Origin of the sequence: Achromobacter sp. UBA5777 (assembly GCF_002418565.1) — a bacterium.
Taxonomy (GTDB): Bacteria; Pseudomonadota; Gammaproteobacteria; order Burkholderiales; family Burkholderiaceae_B; genus Achromobacter; species Achromobacter animicus.
Genome location: NZ_DIEJ01000015.1, coordinates 1 through 18,219 on the forward strand (window position 1 = coordinate 1; position 18,219 = coordinate 18,219).

At 66.7% G+C, this 18,219-nt stretch carries 16 protein-coding genes and 1 tRNA gene; 5 read left to right on the forward strand and 12 right to left on the reverse strand.

The features are described 5' to 3' along the window. On the reverse strand, positions 1–935 hold a 935-nt coding region (locus tag B3446_RS00680), incomplete at its 3' end, for a sigma-54-dependent Fis family transcriptional regulator (RefSeq protein WP_291376613.1). 208 nt (positions 936–1,143) lie between these two features. Here B3446_RS00680 and adh point away from each other — a divergent pair. Beyond that, the gene (gene adh, locus B3446_RS00685) at positions 1,144–2,673 is read left to right on the forward strand and encodes an aldehyde dehydrogenase (RefSeq protein WP_291376615.1); all 1,530 of its coding nucleotides are present in this window, start codon (positions 1,144–1,146) and stop codon (positions 2,671–2,673) included. A 90-nt stretch (positions 2,674–2,763) separates the two neighbouring features. Then, positions 2,764–3,141: a DUF779 domain-containing protein gene (locus B3446_RS00690; protein WP_175123723.1), complete on the forward strand. Its 378-nt coding sequence runs from the start codon at positions 2,764–2,766 to the stop codon at positions 3,139–3,141. A 6-nt stretch (positions 3,142–3,147) separates the two neighbouring features. On the opposite strand, the gene B3446_RS00695 is transcribed toward B3446_RS00690, so the two are convergent. The 3 genes from B3446_RS00695 to B3446_RS00705 form a co-directional block, all read right to left on the reverse strand. Continuing rightward, on the reverse strand, positions 3,148–3,321 hold the full coding sequence (locus B3446_RS00695; protein ID WP_291376618.1) for a hypothetical protein: 174 nt from the start codon (positions 3,319–3,321) through the stop codon (positions 3,148–3,150). 140 nt (positions 3,322–3,461) lie between these two features. Then, a complete protein-coding gene (locus B3446_RS00700) occupies positions 3,462–4,112 on the reverse strand; it encodes a 2-hydroxychromene-2-carboxylate isomerase (RefSeq protein ID WP_191576444.1) in 651 nt (216 codons plus the stop codon). Next, a complete protein-coding gene (locus B3446_RS00705) occupies positions 4,109–4,384 on the reverse strand; it encodes a DUF2917 domain-containing protein (RefSeq protein WP_191576443.1) in 276 nt (91 codons plus the stop codon). The genes B3446_RS00700 and B3446_RS00705 overlap by 4 nt, the downstream gene beginning before the upstream one ends. Positions 4,385–4,555: 171 nt before the next feature. Here B3446_RS00705 and B3446_RS00710 point away from each other — a divergent pair, with 171 nt between their 5' ends. After that, positions 4,556–5,473 (forward strand): LysR substrate-binding domain-containing protein, encoded by a 918-nt coding sequence (locus B3446_RS00710; RefSeq protein WP_191576442.1) that lies wholly within the window; start codon positions 4,556–4,558, stop codon positions 5,471–5,473. An 81-nt stretch (positions 5,474–5,554) separates the two neighbouring features. Here the strand turns inward: B3446_RS00710 and selD are convergent, their stop codons facing one another. Next, positions 5,555–6,616: a selenide, water dikinase SelD gene (gene selD, locus B3446_RS00715; RefSeq protein WP_291376623.1), complete on the reverse strand. Its 1,062-nt coding sequence runs from the start codon at positions 6,614–6,616 to the stop codon at positions 5,555–5,557. A 111-nt stretch (positions 6,617–6,727) separates the two neighbouring features. On the opposite strand from selD, the gene B3446_RS00720 reads away from it, so the two are divergent. Continuing rightward, entirely contained in the window at positions 6,728–7,375 is a 648-nt protein-coding gene (locus tag B3446_RS00720) for a TlpA disulfide reductase family protein (RefSeq protein WP_291376624.1), read from the forward strand. Between the two features lie 456 nt (positions 7,376–7,831). Here B3446_RS00720 and B3446_RS00725 read toward each other — a convergent pair. The 7 genes from B3446_RS00725 to fdnG form a co-directional block, all read right to left on the reverse strand. Beyond that, a tRNA-Sec gene (locus B3446_RS00725) sits at positions 7,832–7,927 on the reverse strand. A gap of 12 nt (positions 7,928–7,939) precedes the next feature. After that, positions 7,940–9,949 carry a selenocysteine-specific translation elongation factor gene (gene selB / locus B3446_RS00730; RefSeq protein WP_291376626.1) on the reverse strand — a complete coding sequence of 670 codons (2,010 nt, stop codon included), beginning with the start codon at positions 9,947–9,949 and terminating at the stop codon, positions 7,940–7,942. Beyond that, positions 9,946–11,376: an L-seryl-tRNA(Sec) selenium transferase gene (selA, locus tag B3446_RS00735; protein WP_291376627.1), complete on the reverse strand. Its 1,431-nt coding sequence runs from the start codon at positions 11,374–11,376 to the stop codon at positions 9,946–9,948. Before selA ends, selB begins: the two co-directional genes overlap by 4 nt. Before the next feature lie 24 nt (positions 11,377–11,400). After that, positions 11,401–12,333: a formate dehydrogenase accessory protein FdhE gene (gene fdhE, locus B3446_RS00740; protein WP_291376629.1), complete on the reverse strand. Its 933-nt coding sequence runs from the start codon at positions 12,331–12,333 to the stop codon at positions 11,401–11,403. A gap of 77 nt (positions 12,334–12,410) precedes the next feature. Continuing rightward, on the reverse strand, positions 12,411–13,043 hold the full coding sequence (locus B3446_RS00745; protein WP_175123732.1) for a formate dehydrogenase subunit gamma: 633 nt from the start codon (positions 13,041–13,043) through the stop codon (positions 12,411–12,413). Beyond that, positions 13,036–13,935, reverse strand: a complete 900-nt coding sequence (fdxH, locus tag B3446_RS00750; protein WP_175139597.1) for a formate dehydrogenase subunit beta — start codon at positions 13,933–13,935, stop codon at positions 13,036–13,038. The genes B3446_RS00745 and fdxH overlap by 8 nt, the downstream gene beginning before the upstream one ends. 10 nt (positions 13,936–13,945) lie before the next feature. Then, positions 13,946–17,014 carry a formate dehydrogenase-N subunit alpha gene (gene fdnG / locus B3446_RS00755; RefSeq protein WP_291376633.1) on the reverse strand — a complete coding sequence of 1,023 codons (3,069 nt, stop codon included), beginning with the start codon at positions 17,012–17,014 and terminating at the stop codon, positions 13,946–13,948. A 467-nt stretch (positions 17,015–17,481) separates the two neighbouring features. On the opposite strand from fdnG, the gene B3446_RS00760 reads away from it, so the two are divergent. Further along, a partial coding sequence (locus B3446_RS00760; protein ID WP_422652836.1) for a DUF1254 domain-containing protein occupies positions 17,482–18,219 on the forward strand: 738 nt, incomplete at its 3' end.

Sequence of the window (18,219 nt, forward strand, 5' to 3'; positions counted from 1 at the left end):
GCGCGCGATGCCGGCGCGGCGGGCGGTTGCGGTGCGCGCGTGCGCGGCAGGCGCAGCCGCGCGTGATAGACCGCCCCTGTGCGTGTGTGCACCCTGCCCATCGCATCCGGGCATCGTTCGATGTCGCCGTCGAATACGTCCGCGTAGCGATACACGCCCAGCGCGGTCGCCGCCAGTGCCAGCGCCTGCAGCGCGCGCCGGTTGGCGCCGATGAGCAGGTCTCCCTGGAATGCCAGCAGCGCCTCGCCGGGCTGGCCGAGCCCCGTGGGGTCGGCATGCAGGCGCAGCACCGTGCAGGGTTCATAGGCGCTTTCGAACAACTGGTGTTCGATGCGGTCCACTGCCCCGCGCACCAGTGCCAGCACATCGGGGCGCACGTCGCGGGCCTGGCTGGATAGATCAAGCACGCCGAGCGTGCGGCCTTCGCTGTCGGTGATGGGGACGGCCGCGCAGGTCAGGATGCGGTTAGGTTCGAAATAGTGTTCGGCGCCGTGCACGGCGATGGGCCGGCCTTCGACCAGCGCGGTGCCGATGGCGTTGGTGCCGGCGGCGGCTTCGTCCCACGGCGCGCCCGGCATCAACGCCACGCGCGAGGCGCGATGCGCAAAACCCGTATCGCCGTCCGAGTCCAGCACCAGGCCCTGCGCGTCCGACAGGATGACGAGGTTGCCGCTGCCGCCGGCCTGGCGGCGCAGGTAGTCAATGGCGGGTTCGGACAGGCGGCGCAGCGCTTCGTTGCGCTGCTGGGCTTCGCGCAGTTCGCCTTGCGTCATGAGATCGGCGCGGCGCACGCCACGCATGTCGAAGCCCAGGTCGGCGCAGCGGCGCCAGGAACGCAGGATGGGTTCGGCAACCATGCCGCCCGGCACCGCGCCCTGCTGGTTGAAGAGCAGGCGCGCCTGCGTCAGCGTCTGCCTACCGGAGTGAGAGGCCATGTATGTCTCCTAGGACCGGCGTTCTGCGACGCCTGTGCTGCGACACCTATTGCGCGACACCGTCGCGAATTGCGACATGGAACAAGCGAAAAACTACTTTCGCACGCGTGCGGCGGGCTGTCCAGCCGGGATGCCCCGACTGGCATGCGTTTTGCTTGATACCGGACAGGCAGCCCACTGCCACCATCCCAACAATACGGAGACAAGCATGGATATCGCGACCCGCGTTACCCCGGAGACCTACGGCACCCGCCTGGACCTCAGGACGCAGTACGACAATTTCATCGACGGCAAGTGGCAGTCGCCCGCGGATGGCGAATACTTCGACAACGTCACGCCGGTCACGGGCCAGACCCTGAGCCGCAACGCGCGCTCGAAGGAGCGCGACATCGAATTGGCGCTGGACGCCGCGCATCGCGCCGCGCCGAAATGGGGTTCGACCCCGGCCGCCGAACGCGCCCGCATGCTCATGAAGATTGCGGACGTGATGGAAGCCAACCTGGAACGCCTGGCCACGGCGGAAACCTGGGACAACGGCAAGCCCATCCGCGAGGCCCGCGCCGCCGACATTCCGCTGGCCATCGACCACTTCCGCTATTTCGCGTCGTGCATCCGCAGCCAGGAAGGCGGGCTGTCCGAGATCGATCACGACACGGTCGCCTACCACTTCAACGAACCGCTGGGCGTGGTCGGCCAGATCATCCCGTGGAACTTCCCCATTCTGATGGCGGCGTGGAAGCTCGCGCCTGCGCTGGCGGCCGGCAATTGCGTGGTGCTGAAACCGGCCGAGCAGACGCCGCTGGGCATTCTGCTGCTGATGGAACTGATCGGCGACATCCTGCCGCCGGGCGTCGTCAACGTGGTGACCGGCTTCGGGCTGGAAGCCGGCAAGCCGCTGGCATCGAGCAAGCGCATCGCCAAGATTGCGTTCACCGGTGAAACCACCACCGGGCGGCTGATCATGCAGTATGCGTCGCAGAACATCATCCCGGTCACGCTGGAACTGGGCGGCAAGTCGCCCAACATCTTCTTTGCGGATGTGGCCTCGCAGGACGACGACTTCCTGGATAAGGCCGTCGAAGGCTTCGTCATGTTCGCGCTGAACCAGGGCGAGGTATGCACGTGCCCGAGCCGCGCGCTGATCCAGGAATCGCTCTACGACAAGTTCATGGAACGCGCCCTGAAACGCGTGGCCGAGATCAAGCAGGGCAACCCGCTGGACGCCGACACCATGCTGGGCGCGCAGGCTTCCACCGAGCAGCTTGAGAAGATCCTGTCGTACCTGGACATCGGCAAGCAGGAAGGCGCCGACGTGCTGGCGGGCGGCTCGCGCGCGCAGATGCAGGGCGGGCTGGAAGGCGGCTACTACGTGCAGCCCACGGTGTTCAAGGGCCACAACAAGATGCGCGTTTTCCAGGAAGAAATCTTCGGACCGGTGGTGGCGGTCACCACGTTCAAGGATGCAGACGACGCGCTGGCGCTGGCCAACGACACGCTGTACGGCCTGGGCGCCGGCGTGTGGTCGCGCGACGCCAACACGTGCTACCGGATGGGCCGGGCGATCAAGGCGGGACGCGTGTGGACCAACTGCTATCACGCCTATCCGGCGCACGCGGCATTTGGCGGCTACAAGCAATCGGGCATCGGACGCGAGAACCACAAGATGATGCTCAACCACTATCAGCAGACGAAGAACCTGCTGGTGAGCTATTCGCCGAAGAAGCTGGGGTTCTTCTGATCCGGCAGGCTTGATCCCTTCGACCTAAGCCGCTTGCGCGGCCAACCAGCGCGCCGGGTCCGCCCGGCGCGCCCGCAGAGGAATCCCGTCATGCCAGAGCACACGCCACGCGTGGTTGCGACCGACGAGGCGCGCCAACTGATCGACACCCTGCGCACCAAGCACGGGCCGCTGATGTTTCACCAGTCCGGAGGATGCTGCGACGGCAGCTCGCCCATGTGTTATCCCCAGGGCGAGTTCATGGTGGGGGGCTCGGACGTGCTGTTGGGCGATCTGGAAGGTTGCCCGTTCTGGATCGGTGAAGACCAGTTCGCCTACTGGGAACACACCCAGCTCGTCATCGACGCCGTGCCGGGACGCGGCGGCGCGTTTTCGCTGGACAGCGCGGAGGGCAAGCGGTTCTTGTTGCGGTCGCGGCTGTACTCGGATGACGAGTGGGCGAATGTCGGGCCGGTGACGAAGGGGTAGCGCGCCTTAACCGCGCTTGCCGTGGCTGCCGCTTTTGGACAGGGTGTCGTCCTGTAGGCCGGCGCGTTCGGCCTGTTTCCATTGGAAGGACACCCGCCGGATACGGGCGGCACGGAATTGCGTGAACGAACGGCCGCCCGGCATGGGCGAACCGCGATAGGCGCTGCTTGCGTTTTTCATTGCTGATGTTGCGTTGATGAGAAATCTTGCGAAGGATGCTTGGACGGAGCGGCTGACGACGTGCAGCCGTCGCAGCGCGGCGGGCCAGGTGCGACCGGCCCGGTGCGGCCGGCCAGGTGCGGCCGGCGAGGTGCGGCTATCTAAGCGCCGGCACGCGGAGACCACGCGCTGGCCGGCGCTTTGCGGCGCGTCCACGCCAGTGCATCTTCCAATCGGTCGTTGCCCCAGAACATTTCCCCCTCCACGAAAAGCGTCGGTGCGCCGAAGATGCCCAGGTCGCGCGCGCGGTCGACCTGCTTGCGCAGCGCCTCCTTGGCGCTTTCCGTCTTGGCCCGGGCGATGAGCGCATCGGCATCCAGCGACAGGCCAATGAGCAGATCGCGCACGACGTCTTCGGACTGGATGTCCAGGTCGTGCTGGAAATTCGCGCGGAACACCGCGACGCAGAAATCGCGTCCCCAGGGTTCATCCTGGCCCAGCAGCGCGATGCGCGCGGGCAGCACGCTCATGCGCGGAAAGAGGCGCGGACGGTTATAGACCACGCCGTACTTCTCGGCCAGGCGGGCGATGTCGCGCATCATGTACGCGCCCTTGCCGGGAAACAGCCGGAACGGCGTGTCGTTCCAACCCTGCGCCTGGAAGATCGGCCCCAGCAGAAACGGCCGCAAATCCACCTTGACCTCAGCCTCGCGCGCAAGACGGTCGATGCGCTCGATCGCCAGATAGCTGTACGGGCTGGCAAAGTCGAACCACATTTCGATGCGGGGCGTATCGGGCAAGGACGCGGTCATGGCTGAAACTCCGGTTGGCCTGCACAGCGGGGCGTGGCGATGGCGCGCTGCGCCTGACCGCCCTGCGAAAGTAGCGCGACCTGCGCATCCGGCAGGCCGCTGAGGACGACGTCGCGATCGCTGTGCACGGTCAGGGATTCGCCCGCTTGCAGCACGCTGTCATCGAAGCGGCGGTACTCGGAGACCCACACGGCGCCAGCGTGACACTCGATGCGGACGCCCGAAGCGCGCCTGAGCAGCATAGTCGAGCCGCCGCCCAAACGGAATGACATGCCTGCGGTGCAACATACCTGGAACATGGCGCCCCTCCCGGCCGCAGCAGCGGCGATCACGGCGGATGACCACGACCTGGCCCCGGTCACCCAACATCTGAGTCATATTGGACGCCCGCGGCGTACTATTGCTCAAGCGACTTTTCCGCCCGACACGCATGAGTTTCACGAATGCCATATCCGCTAGCGAAACTACCTCCGCTTGATCTGGTACGCGGCTTTGTCGCCGTCGGCCGCCGCATGAGCATCACGCTTGCCGCGCAGGACCTGCATGTCACGCAGTCCGCCGTCAGCCGCCAGATCCGCGCGCTGGAAGCGCATCTGGGGGTGCCGTTGCTGGTGCGCGGGTTTCGCAGCGTGACGTTCACCTCTGAAGGCGCGCAGCTTTTCCGGATGGCCGATGTATGGCTCAGTCAGCTCGGCGATCTGACCGAACAACTGCGCGCCCCCGAGCGGCGCACGCCCGTCACGGTGACCACCACCATCGGCGTGGCCTCGTTGTGGCTGTTGCCCCGGCTGGGCGATTTTCAGGCGGCACATCCAGACATCGACGTGCGCGTGGCCGCCGACAACCGGCTGATCGACATCGACCGCGAAGCCGTCGACATCGCCATCCGCTACAGCGAGCGGAACACGGTCTCCGATGGCGCCGTGTGGCTCTTTGGCGAGTCGGTAGTGCCCGTGGCGCACCCTTCGCTCAAGGTCCGGGAGGTGGATGCCCGCGAACTGGCGCGCCACGTCCTCCTGGAGTTCGACGATCCCACACGCCCGTGGCTGCAATGGTCGGAATGGCTGAGCGCGCGCGGGCTTGGGCGCGTGCGCGCCAAGGGCATGCTGCGCTTTAATCAATACGATCAGATCGTGCACGCGGCGCTGGCGGGTCACGGCATCGCGCTGGGGCGGTTGGCGTTGATCGCGCCCATGCTGGCGGACCGGCGGCTGGAGATTGTCGGCAGCCCGAAAGCCTCTGCCACCGAACACGCCTACTGGCTGGTGCGCAATGCGCGCCGCAGCACGCCCGACGCGGACGTCGTCACGCAATGGCTGGTGGAACAGGCCGCCGCGACCGCGCGCGATCTGTCCGATTGAGAATACGCACTGCCATGGCCGCACGTCGCGGCAAATCAAGCGGCGCGGCCGCGCATGCGAGGCGGCCGCGCGATTCGCCGGTCAGTCCACCACGACCTGCGGTTCGCCAGCGGTCATCTCACCGATCACGGCAGCCTGATCGAAGCCCTGTTCATGGAAAATCTTGAGCACCGCATCGGCCGCCTCGGGTGCGCACGACACCAGCAGGCCGCCCGAGGTCTGCGGATCGGTCAGCAACGCCCGCTGCGTGTCCGAAACCCCTGCCCCCAGACGCACGGATTCCCCATAAGAAGCCCAGTTCCGGCCCGAGGCGCCCGTGATCACACCGTCGGCGGCAAATTCCTGCACGCCCGGCAGCCACGGCAGCGCCGCCAGCCGCACGCGGGCGGTGAGCTTGGCGCCGCGCGCCATCTCCAGCGCATGGCCCAACAATCCAAAACCCGTCACGTCGGTGATCGCGTGCACACCGTCCAGCGCGGCTAGCGCGGGACCGGGACGATTGAGACGCGTCGTCGTGTCGATCATCACGCGATAGCCATCCACGTCGAGCCGGCTCTTCTTGAGCGCCGCCGACAGGATGCCCACGCCCAGGCCCTTGCCCAGAATCAGCACATCGCCCGCGCGCGCGTCGGCGTTGCGCTTGATCTTGTCCGGATGCACCAGCCCCATCGCGGCCAGGCCATAGATGGGTTCGACAGAATCAATGCTGTGGCCTCCCGCCACCGGAATGCCCGCGTCGGCACAGACCGATTCACCGCCCTTCAGAATCTCGGCAATCACGCTATGCGGCAGCACATTGATCGGCATGCCGACGATCGCCAGCGCCATGATCGGCGTGCCGCCCATGGCGTACACATCCGACAGCGCGTTCGTCGCGGCGATGCGGCCGAAGTCGAAGGGATCGTCCACGATGGGCATGAAGAAGTCGGTCGTGGCGATAAGTGCCTGCTCGTCGTTCAGCCGGTACACCGCCGCATCATCCGCGGTTTCCGTGCCTACCATCAGGTTCGGATAGCTGGCGGCGGGGCCAAACCGCGCCAGCAGCGCCGACAGTACACCCGGCGCAATCTTGCAGCCGCAGCCGCCGCCATGCGATAGCGAAGTCAAGCGCGGCGCGTTGGTGGACGCAACATCCTGGGTCATCTCAGTCTCCGTGAGTCAGTCGGAAAAAGGATAGCACCGGCCCGGTGAATGGCCCTATGATCGAACGCAGCCAGGCCCTCGCCATTGAACGCTCGCTTGCAGGAGTCCGCCTTGATCAGCCGCCGCCGCCTTCTGCAAACCGGTTTGACGCTCGCGGCGCTGCCCGCGTGGGCGGGCGCTGCGAACAATGCGGCAAGCAACGCCGCGGCTGGCGTCGGAAAAGGCCCGGCAAATGGCGCCCAGAATGGCAGCCCGAACGGCACCCCCAGTGCCGCCCAGAATGCCGCGCCGACAGCCGACGCATTGAAAGCCGCCACCGGCCCCACCTGGGCGCCATGGACTGGCCCGACCTTGCCGCTCGTCCTGCCCGACCTCGGCGGGCGCGAGCAAAAGCTTTCCGCTTGGCGCGGCAGCGTTGTCATCGTCAGCTTCTGGGCCACCTGGTGTGAGCCGTGCCGCGACGAACTCCCCGTTCTGTCCACCATGGCCAAGCGCCATCGCGAAGAAGGCCTGCGCCTTGTCGCCGTCAACGTCGGCGAAGCGCCCGCCAAGATCTCCGCCTTCCTGAAAAAGACCCCCATCAACGGCACGGTCCTGCACGACCGCAACAGCGCCGCATCGAAGAAGTGGGAAGCCGCCGCGCTGCCCGCCAACTACCTCGTCGACCGCGCCGGCACGATCCGGTTCTGGCATCTGGGTGAACTGGACTGGAAGTCGCACGAGATAGGCGGCGTGGTGACGCGCATGCTGCGCAGTTGATGGAGAGCCGCCCATTTGCGCCGGGGCGCTGCAACGCACTGCGACGGACATCTCGTAAGGGTGTCAGACACCTGCATCGGGGTATATCGGCACTTGGTCCGCCGTCCACCCCGACGACCGCCCGATCAGCCACTGAAAGAGCCCGTGGTGGCGCGGGGTTCGCGTTGCGGGCCGTTTAGATGGTGCCCGGCGGAATCCGAAGGGAGCCGAAGGCGGACGAGGATGAGCACGGGGAAGTCCGGAGCGAAGGCTCCGGACCGCCATCGGAGGCCCGCAACGCGAACCCCGCGACGCCGCGGGCGGCAGAAGAACACAAACCGACAGCCCGGTGTCAGACCACCCGGACACGACCCAGTATCAGCCCCGGTGTCAGACACCCGGACACGACGCAGTATCACGACGACTATCTCGTACGGGAATCAGACACCTGCGTGGGGAGCGGCAGAAGAACCCAAATGGCGGAAGGCAGCAGGAGTCGAACCTACCTGGGAACGTCTGACGCCCCCAACCGGGTTTGAAGCCCGGCCGTGCCGCCGGGCACGAATGCCTTCCGTGGCGGACCGCCTATGATACCGGCTCGGCGTGCGGCTGCATCGCCGCGTACGCGCTCTCGCCGCGCAGCACATGCGTGTCGCGCACCCGCCGCGTGTAGCCCACGCGGTCGAAGAACTCCAGGATCTGGATCGCCCGCTTGCGACCCAGGCCCGTCGCGTCCCGGAAAACCGCGGCGTTCAAGCCCGGCGGCTGCGCGGCCAGGTCTGCTGCCAGCGCCGCCAGCTTGCGCACCTGATCACGGTGATAGAACAGATCCTTCACCACCTGCGCCACCTCGCCACGCCGCAGCAGCTTGCGCAGCAGTTGGCGGACGGCGTCCTCGGGCTGCGCCTGTGACTTAGCCAGATCCCGCACCCAGGGCGGATCGAACGCGCCCGCATCCAGCAGCGGCAACAGACGCGCCGCCAGCGCGGATTCGGCCTCTCCCAGCGTCGCAGTGTGCGCAGGCAGATGGAGCCAGGGACCATTGCGCGCGATATGGCCGTCGCGTTGCAGTTCGTCGAGCAGCGATGTCCAGAGCGTGTCGGGCATCGCAGGGAACGCCATGCGCCGCAGCCGTGCGCTGTCCGGACCGGGTTCGTCGGGCGCGCTTTGGTGGAACGACGCCAGCGCCTGCGCGGTCCGATCGCGCAGCGCCTTCCAATGCGCGTCCAGGATCAGCGTGCGCGCGCCTTGCGCATTGCGCGGTTCGATCCACACCGCGCCCTCGGGCGCCGTGATGTCGATGACCGGCAGGCCCGTCAGACATTGCAACGCCGCCTCGTCCAGGCCCTGCGGCGCGTGCGCCAGCACCGGTTGCAGGCCGCCGCCATCCAGCATGTCGGTCAGCGCCTGCAGGCCCGCCAGCCGCGACGCCGACCGGCGCTTGCGGTCAGGCGCGTTGGGATCCAGCACCCGGCCGCCGCCCACCGTGCGCGTCGCCTGTGCGTTGCGCACGATGTAGCGGTCGCCCGGCATCGCGCAGACCGGTTCGTCGAACACCAGTTGCACCCATCCCGACTGGCCCGGCGACAGCGACTTGGCGCTGATCGGCACCACGTGCGCCACATGGCGCGCCGCGCCGATGTGCACGTGCAGCGGCGCCCACGCCCGCACTGGCGCATCCGCCGACGGCAGCAGCGTCAGCGCCACATCCACGTGCTTCGAGGGCAGGAAGCAGCGCGCGTCCGCGATCCAGTCGCCGCGCGAGATGGCGTTCTTATCGATGCCCGCCAGGTTCAGCGCGCACCGCTGGCCAGCCGAACCCGTCTCGCTGGGCTGGTTCTGCGCGTGGATGCCGCGCACGCGAACGCGTGTGTTGGCCGGCATCAGGCGCAGATCGGTCGCGTCGTCGTCCGCGCGGACCTGGCCGGCGTGCGCCGTGCCGGTGACGACCGTGCCGTGCCCGGACAAGGTGAACACGCGGTCCACCGCCAGCCGGAAGAGGCCCGTGGCCTCGGGCCGCGACAGGGCCTGCGCCTGCGCGTGCAAATAATCTTTCAGCGCCGCCACGCCGGGATCGCCGACTTGCCCCGCCTCGGCAGGTGCTTCGGCGTGGGCCGCGTGGGATGTTTGGTTCACCTGAGCCATCTGCGCCGCACTCGTCCCGAACACCGGCGCGCCTTGCAGGAACGTCCCTTCCGCCAACGCCGCGATCTCTGCCCGCACGGCTTCCAGTTGCGCCGCGTCCGCGCGGTCCGTCTTGGTCAGCGCCACCGCGCCGCGCGCCACGCCCAGCATCGACAGGATCGCCAAATGCTCGCGCGTCTGCGGCATGACGCCGTCGTCCGCCGCCACCACCAGCAAGCCGAAATCGATCCCGCTGGCGCCAGCGGCCATCGTATGCACGAGCTTCTCGTGACCCGGCACGTCGATGAAGCCCAGCACGTCGCCATTGGCGAGCGGCGTATAGGCGTAGCCCAGTTCGATGGAAATGCCGCGCGCCTTTTCTTCCTTCAGCCGATCCGTGTCCACGCCCGTCAGCGCGCGCACGAGCGTCGTCTTGCCGTGGTCGATATGCCCCGCGGTGCCGACGATCATGCCAGCGGCTCCGCGAGCTGCGCCGCAAAAGCGGCTTCGTCGCGGTCTTCCAGGCAGCGCAGGTCCAGCCACAACGCGTCGTCCGCGATGCGGCCGATGACGGGCACCGGCAGCTTGCGCAACAGCGTCTCCAGCCGGTCCAGGTGCCGCCCGGGGCGGCCGGTTCCCGCATGGCGCACGGCCAGTCCGTAACTGGGAAGCTGGTCGATGGGCAGCGCGCCGCTGCCGATCTGGCTGAACATCGGCACCGCCTCGACCGCATAGCCCGGGCCTGCTGCATGCGCCAGCACGCCGCGCAGGCGTTCGGCCTGCGGCTGAATATCGCGCAGCGGCCGGGTCAACAGGCGCAGCGTCGTCAGCCGCTGCGCCAGGAACTCCGGCGCGCGATACAGCTGCAGCACCGGTTCCAGCGCCGCCAACGTCAGCTTGCTGACGCGCAGCGCGCGCTTGAGCGGGTTCTTCTTGATCTTGCGGATCAGGTCGGCGCGGCCCACCAACAGGCCCGCCTGCGGCCCGCCCAGCAGCTTGTCGCCGCTGAACGTGACCAGGTCGGCGCCCGCGGCGATGGTCTCGCGCACGGTGTCTTCTTTCGGCAGCCCGAACTGCGTCAGGTCCACCAGCGTGCCGCTGCCAAGATCCACCGTGGCGGGCAGGCCGCGTGCATGCGCCAGCGCCGCCACCTCGGCAACGCTCACGCTTTTGGTGAAGCCGGTCACCGCGTAGTTGCTGCAATGCACCTTCATCAGCATCGCGGTGCGCGGGCCGATGGCGTTTTCGTAGTCGGCCGCGTGCGTGCGGTTGGTGGTGCCGACTTCGACAAGCTTGGCGCCCGCGCGCTTCATGATGTCGGGGATGCGGAACGCGCCGCCGATCTCGACCAGTTCGCCGCGCGACACCACGACTTCGCGGCGATCCGCCAGGGCGTTGAGCATCAGCAGCACGGCCGCGGCATTGTTGTTGACCACCGTGGCGGCCTCCGCGCCCGTCAGCTCGCACAGCAGGTCGTCGATGAGGTCGTCGCGATCGCCGCGGCCGCCAGTGTCCAGGTCGAACTCCAGGTTGGCGGGCGTGGTCAGCGCGCGCAGCACCGAGGCCACCGCTTCGTCGGGCAGCAGCGCGCGGCCCAGATTGGTGTGCAACACGGTGCCGGTCAGGTTGTAGACCGCGCGCAGGCGGGGCCGCGCGGCCTCGTCCAGCGCGGCGGACGTGCGCGACGCCACGGCGGCCGCCTCAAGCTCGTGACGCGGCACGCCGCCGTCCAGCGCGCGCTTGCGCAGCGCGTCCAGGTCACGGCGCAGGGCCGCCACCACTTGTGTCCGGCCGTGGGCTGCCAGCGCCGGCTGCAACGCGTCGGCATTCAGCAGACGGTCCAGCGAAGGAATGTCGGACGCGGCGGCAAGGCCGGCGCCGGACAGTTGATCTGCCATGCGAGACTCCGTCATTGAGCGGCGCTAGTCCTCGGCGCCATGCCACAGCAGCGGATTGCCGCTGGACCGCGAATAACCGGCCTCTCCCACCAGCACGTCGAGCATCAGGCTGGCCAGATCGTCGGCCACCGGCTCCACGTACAGGTCCTTGTCCTGGTAGAAGATCTTGCGGTACGTGTGGCAGTTGTCACAGGTTTCGGCCTTGATCGCGGGCGTGCGGCCCTCGATGGACTGGTACGCGACCTTTTCCACGTCTTCGCAGTGCGAACATTTGACCCGCACCATGTGCCACTGCGTCGCGCACAGGCTGCAGCACAGGTAGCGATAGCCTTCGTACTGGCCGCCGACGCGCACGATGCTGGCGACCGGCAGGCTGCCGCATACCGGGCACACGCCGAACGGGCTGGCGACGGGGAGTTGCCTGGGATCGAAGCGATTGGCCAGGTCCGTCCAATAGACCTGCAGCGCCGCCATGACAAAGGGCGCGGCCGCGCTGTCCACGCCCTCGTCCTGCTCGGACAGCACAGCCTGCGCCAGGTCTTCAAGCGATTCGGGATCGTCGGCCAGCGCGCGGCGCAGCGCGGCGCAGACGTCGAGGGCTTCGGCGGGCACGCCAGGGGCGTGCGACACGTCGTCCAGCAACTGGCCCAGGATGCGGCGCCACAGCGCATCGCGCGGCCAGCCGATGGCCTGCAACGGCGGCATGCCATGCGCCTGTGCGAGCGAAATGCGGTCTTCGGTGGCGGGCGGCGCGGCGCAGTCCTGCAGCGCGCGATGCTGGGCGTCGACCAGATGCGCCATGAGCTGCAGGTAGTCGCCGACCGGATTGCCGTCGGCAAGCTGCCGCAGTCGCGCCGCACGCGCCGCAAAAACGGATGTCCGTTCCGGCAGGGTGATGCGGGGAATGGCGTTATGGTCTAGCGCTTCGATCTCGCCGCGCGGAAGAATTCGCTGCAATTCTCGTCTCCAGAAAAACAAATACGGCTGCCAGCCTGCAAAGAGGATAGCAGCCGTCGATCACGACATGCCGGGGATTACTTCTTCACCTGCTCCCGGAACCAGGCGCGATGGTGCTTCCACGCCCAGCCGGCGGTGACATAGCCGCGCAGCATTGCCGTGAGCGACCCCTTCACCCAGATCGCCGCGTAAATATGCACAATGATCGCGCAAATCAGCACCAGCGCACAAACCGCGTGCAGCACCGACGCGGCGCGGATCACTTCGATCGGGAAGTAGAACGCGAAATACTCGCGCCAGATCACGATGCCGCTGACCATCAGCCCCAGCATGCACAGGATCAGCACGTAGAACAGCAGCTTCTGGCCGGCGTTGTACTTGCCGACCTCGGGCAGCTTTTCCTCGCGGTTCTCGACCACGTCGTCGAGCTGCCTGAGCCACTGGCGATCGGCGCGCGTCAGCAGGTTGTGGCGCCACATGTGCCCGGCAAACACGGCAAAGCAGACGAACATCACCACCCCGATGAACGGATGCAGGATGCGCGTCCAGGGCCCGCCCCCGAACAGGTTGGACAGCCAATACATGGATGGATGAAACAGCGCCAGCCCGGACAGCGCGAGCAGGATGAACGTGAGCGCGATGATCCAGTGGTTGGTGCGCTCGCCCGGCGTGTAGCGCTTGATGCGGCGGTAGTGGTGTTCTTCACTCATGGCGCACCTCCTCTTCAGCCCTGCGTTCGTCTTCCTCGGTCACTTCGTTGCGGCCCACGCGCGCATAGTGGAAAAAGCCGGCCAGCGCGGTGAGCGCCATCGTGGCCAGGCCCAGCGGCTTGGCCAGGCCCTTCCACAGCGACACCATCGGACTGATCTTCGGATCGGCGGGCAGCCCGTGGTACAGCCCCGGCTGGTCGGCGTGATGCAGCACGTACATGACGTGCGTGCCGCCCACGCCGGGCGGGTCATACACGCCGGCCTGCGCGAAGCCGCGCGACTTCAGGTCTTCGACGCGTTCGGCCGCATGCTGGTGCATGTCGTCCTTGGTGCCGAAGACGATGGCGCCGGTGGGACAGGCCTTGACGCACGCGGGCTCCATGCCGACCGCGACGCGATCGGAACACAGTGTGCACTTGTAGGCCTTATTGTCCTTCTTGGAAATGCGCGGGATGTTGAACGGACAGCCGGTGATGCAGTAGCCGCATCCGATGCAGTTTTCTTCGTGGAAGTCCACGATGCCGTTGTTGTACTGGATGATGGCGCCCGGCGACGGACAGGCCTTCAGGCAGCCCGGGTCCTCGCAGTGCATGCAGCCGTCCTTGCGGATCAGCCATTCCAGGTCGCCAGCGGGATTCTCGAATTCCGAGAAGCGCATGACGGTCCAGGAGTGCTCGGTGAGGTCGGCCGGGTTGTCGTACACGCCCACGTTGACGCCGATCTCGTCGCGCAGGTCGTTCCACTCCATGCAGGCGCTCTGGCAGGCCTTGCAGCCGATGCACTTGGAGACGTCGATCAGCTTGGCCACCGAGCCCGTGACGGGTTCACGGATGCCCGGCGGCGGCGTGGTGGTGGCGGAGCGCCGCTTGATGTCCAGGGATTGCATTGACATGTCGGTTCTCCTATACCTTTTCGACCTTCACCAGGAACGACTTGAATTCCGGTGTCTGGGAATTGCCGTCGCCCACGAATGGCGTCAGGGTGTTGGTGAGGAAGCCCGGCCTGGCAATGCCCACGAAGCCCCAGTGGATGGGAATGCCGACCTGATGCACCGTCTTGCCTTCAATGGTGAGCGGACGGATGCGCTTGGTGACGAGCGCCACGGCCTTGATGTAGCCGCGGTTGGACGACACCTTGACGCGTGAGCCGTTGGGGATGCCCAGCTCCTTGGCCAGCGCCTCGCCGATCTCCACGAACTGCTCGGGCTGGAGAATCGCGTTGATGCGGACGTTCTTGGTCCAGTAGTGGAAGTGCTCCGTCAGGCGATAGGTGGTGGCGACATACGGGAAGTTCTCCACCGTGCCCATCGCCGCGAGGTCATCCTTGAAGATGCGCGCGGCCGGGTTGCTGGTGACGCCCTTGGCCTTGGGATGCAGCGGGTTGTAGCCCAGCGGGTTTTCGAAAGGTTCGTAGTGCTCCGGGAACGGTCCTTCGGCCAGGCCCGCCCGCGCAAAGAAGCGCGCCACGCCTTCCGGGTTCATGATGAACGGCCCCATGCCGCCCGCGGGGTTTTCGTCGCCCTTGAAGTCGGGGATGTCGGCGCCCACCCATGCCTTGCCGTTCCAGGAGACGACGCTGCGCCGCGGATCGAACGGCTTGCCTTCCAGGTCGCACGAAGCGCGGTTGTACAGGATGCGGCGGTTGGCCGGCCACGCCCACGCCCAGTTCAGCGTCTGGCCAATGCCGGTCGGGTCGCTGTTGTCGCGGCGCGCCATCAGGTTGCCGCTGGGACTCCAGGCGCCCGCAAAGATCCAGCAGCCGCTGGCGGTGGAGCCGTCGTCGCGCAGTTCGGCAAAGCCGGCCAGCTGCTCGCCGCCCTTTCGCATGATCTTCGTCGGATCCTTGGGATCGGCCAGATCCACGAGCGCGCGGCCCGTGTATTCCTTGGCCAGTTCCTCGGCCGTGGGATTCTGCGGGTTGGAATAGGGCCACGACAGGTTGACGATGGGGTCGGGGTATTTGCCGCCCTCTTGTTCGTACATCTTGCGCAGGCGCGTATAGATCAGCGCCATGATCTCGATGTCGCTCTTGGCTTCGCCCGGGGGCTCGGCGCCCTTCCAGTGCCATTGGAGCCAGCGGCCGGAGTTGACCAGCGCGCCGTCTTCCTCGGCAAAACAGGTGGTGGGGAGACGGAAGACCTCGGTCTGGATCTTGGACGGATCCACATCGTTGGCCTCGCCGGCGTTACGCCAGAACTCGGACGTTTCCGTGACCAGCGGATCCATGATGACCAGGAACTTGAGCTTGGCGAAGCCCTCGTTCAGCTTGGCCTTATTGGGCGCCGCGGCCAGCGGGTTGAAGCCCTGCGCGATGTAGCCGTTCATCTTGCCCTGGACCATCAGCTCGTAGACCTGCAGCATGTCGTAGAGCTTGTCCAGCTTGGGCAGGTAGTCGAACGCCCAGTTGTTGTCGGCCGTGGCCGCGCCGCCCCACCAGGCCTTCATCAGGCTGACGTGGAACTTGTGATAGTTCTGCCAGTAGCTGAGCTGATTGGGCCGCAGCGGCTTGAGCGTGCGCGAGTCGATGTACTTGGCGTAGTCCTGCTCGGGCTCGTTGGGCAGCGTCATGTAGCCCGGCAGCAGGTTCGACATCAGGCCCAGATCGGTCAGGCCCTGGATGTTCGAGTGCCCGCGCAGCGCGTTCATGCCGCCGCCAGCGATGCCGATGTTGCCCAGCAGCAGCTGCACCATCGCGCCCGTGCGAATGATCTGCGAACCGATGGAGTGCTGCGTCCAGCCCAGCGCGTACAGGATGGTGGCGGCGCGGTTGGTGGTGGCCGTGGACGCGAGCATGTCGCACACCGTCAGGAACTTGTCCTTGGGCGTGCCGCAGACGCGCTCAACCATTTCGGGCGTGTAGCGCGAGTAGTGCTTCTTGAGCAGCTGATACACCGAACGCGGATGCTGCAGCGTGGGATCGGTCTTGACGTAGCCGTCCTCGCCACGCTCGTAGTCCCAGCTTTGTTTGTCGTAGGTGCGCTTTTCGGCGTTGTAGCCCGAGTACAGGCCCGCGTCGAACGCGAAGTCTTCGCGCACGATGAACGAAAAGTCGGTGTAGTTGCGCACGTACTCGTGCTGGATCTTGTCGTGATCCAACAGATACTTGATGACGCCACCCAGGAAGATGATGTCGGTGCCGGTGCGTATGGGCGCGTAGAAGTCCGCCACGGATGCCGAACGCGTAAAGCGCGGATCCACGACGATCAACTTGGCCTTGTTATGGGCCTTGGCTTCAGTGACCCATTTGAACCCGCACGGGTGGGCCTCGGCGGCATTGCCGCCCATGATCAAAACTATGTCCGCGTTCTTGATGTCGACCCAATGGTTCGTCATCGCTCCACGGCCAAACGTCGGGGCAAGACCTGCCACCGTCGGGCCATGTCAGACACGGGCTTGATTGTCGAACGCCAGCATCCCCATGCTGCGCACTGTCTTGTGCGTGATGTAACCGACCTCGTTGCTGCTTGCCGAGGCGGCCAGCATGCCGGTGGTCAGCCACCGGTTGACCGTCTTGCCGTCCGCGGTCTTCTCGACGAAGTTCGCGTCGCGGTCTTCCTTCATGAGCTTGGTGATGCGGGTCAGGGCTTCGTCCCACGACATCCGCACCCACTTGTCCGAACCGGGCGCCCGGTATTCCGGGAACTTCAGGCGGTTGGGGCTGTGGATGAAGTCGATCAGGGCCGCGCCCTTCGGACAGAGGGTGCCGCGATTGACGGGGTGGTCGGGGTCGCCTTCGATGTGCATGATGCTGGCGCGGGCGTTCTTCGAGCCATCGCCCAAGCCGTACATCAGCAAACCGCAGGCGACCGAACAGTAGGGACAGGTGTTGCGCGTTTCGGTCATGCGCGCAAGCTTGAACTGGCGCACCTCGGCCATGGCCGTGCCGGGGGCAGCCCCCAACAAGGCCAGGCTGGAGCCCGCCAGCGTCGCACCGGTCACCTTGAAGAACTGGCGGCGATTCATGTTGACCATGAAGCACTCCTCTCCTGGTGAATGAAGGAAGCGGAAATTTCCAGGACGAAAAAAGCCCTACGACTTCCAGGGAAATGTGAAGAAGTATAGGCCTTCGATATGGGGTCCGTCATGCCCGGCGACGCATGAGGCAGCGGCGCCAGTCTGAAATTGACGGCAAAATGCGCTTTTTTCGCAGATTTTGCCGCAGTGCAGCGCTGCTACGATGGCCGGCGGCATCGGTGGTCCGGCAGCATGTTTGCGCCGGCCGCAGGCCGCCCCTTTTATTTCCGCATGTCCTTGGAGCGCCGATGCGCCGCCTTGCCCCCTTGGCCCGAGTTCTCGCCCTGTCGCTGGCTTTCTCGCCCTTCGTTTTGATGCGGCAAACNNTCGCGGCGCCCGCCGCGCTGTCGCCCGCCGCCGCCGCCACCGAGGCGGCCCAGCAGGCGGCCACGGAAGGCTATCTGTATTTCTATCCGCTGGTGGCGATGGACCTGACCCGCCGGCAGTTCACGCACCCATCGCGGGGCGCCGATGGGGCGCCGGCCAACACGTTCCATCACGGGCGCACCCTGCCCCGCGCGGGCGCGGCCACACCGTGGGCGAACGTCGACATGCTGCGCAGCAGCGCGTGGCTGGATCTGACGGACGGACCCGTCGTGCTGTCCGTGCCCGACACGGCGGGACGGCTCTACACGCTGACGCTGCTGGACATGTGGACCGACGTCTTCGCGACGCTGGGCAAGCGCACCACGGGTACCGCAAAGGCCAACACCGTGATCGTGCCCCCGGGCTGGAGCGGCACGCTGCCTTCCGGCATGGCGCGCATCGACGCCCCTACCGTGCACGTCTGGGCGAAGGGGATGATCGAGATGCATGGCCCCGCCGACCAGGCCGCCGTGAACACGTTGCAGGATGGCTTCGTCCTGACGCCGCTGGCGCAATGGAACCTGCCTGCGCAAGCGCCGCGCACCAAGCCCGACCCGTCCCTCGATCTGAACATCCCGGTGAGCGAACAGGTGGACTCGATGCCCACCGACGCGTTCTTCACCTACGCCGCCGAGCTGCTGCGAAAGCACCCGCCGCATGCAACGGACCAGCCCGTGCTGGCGCTGCTGCGCCGCGTCGGGCTGATGCCCGGCCGGCCGTTCGACTTGGACAAGCTCGATCACTCCGCCAAGCAGGGCATGCGCCGCGGCGTGCGCGCCGCGCGCGACCGCATGGCG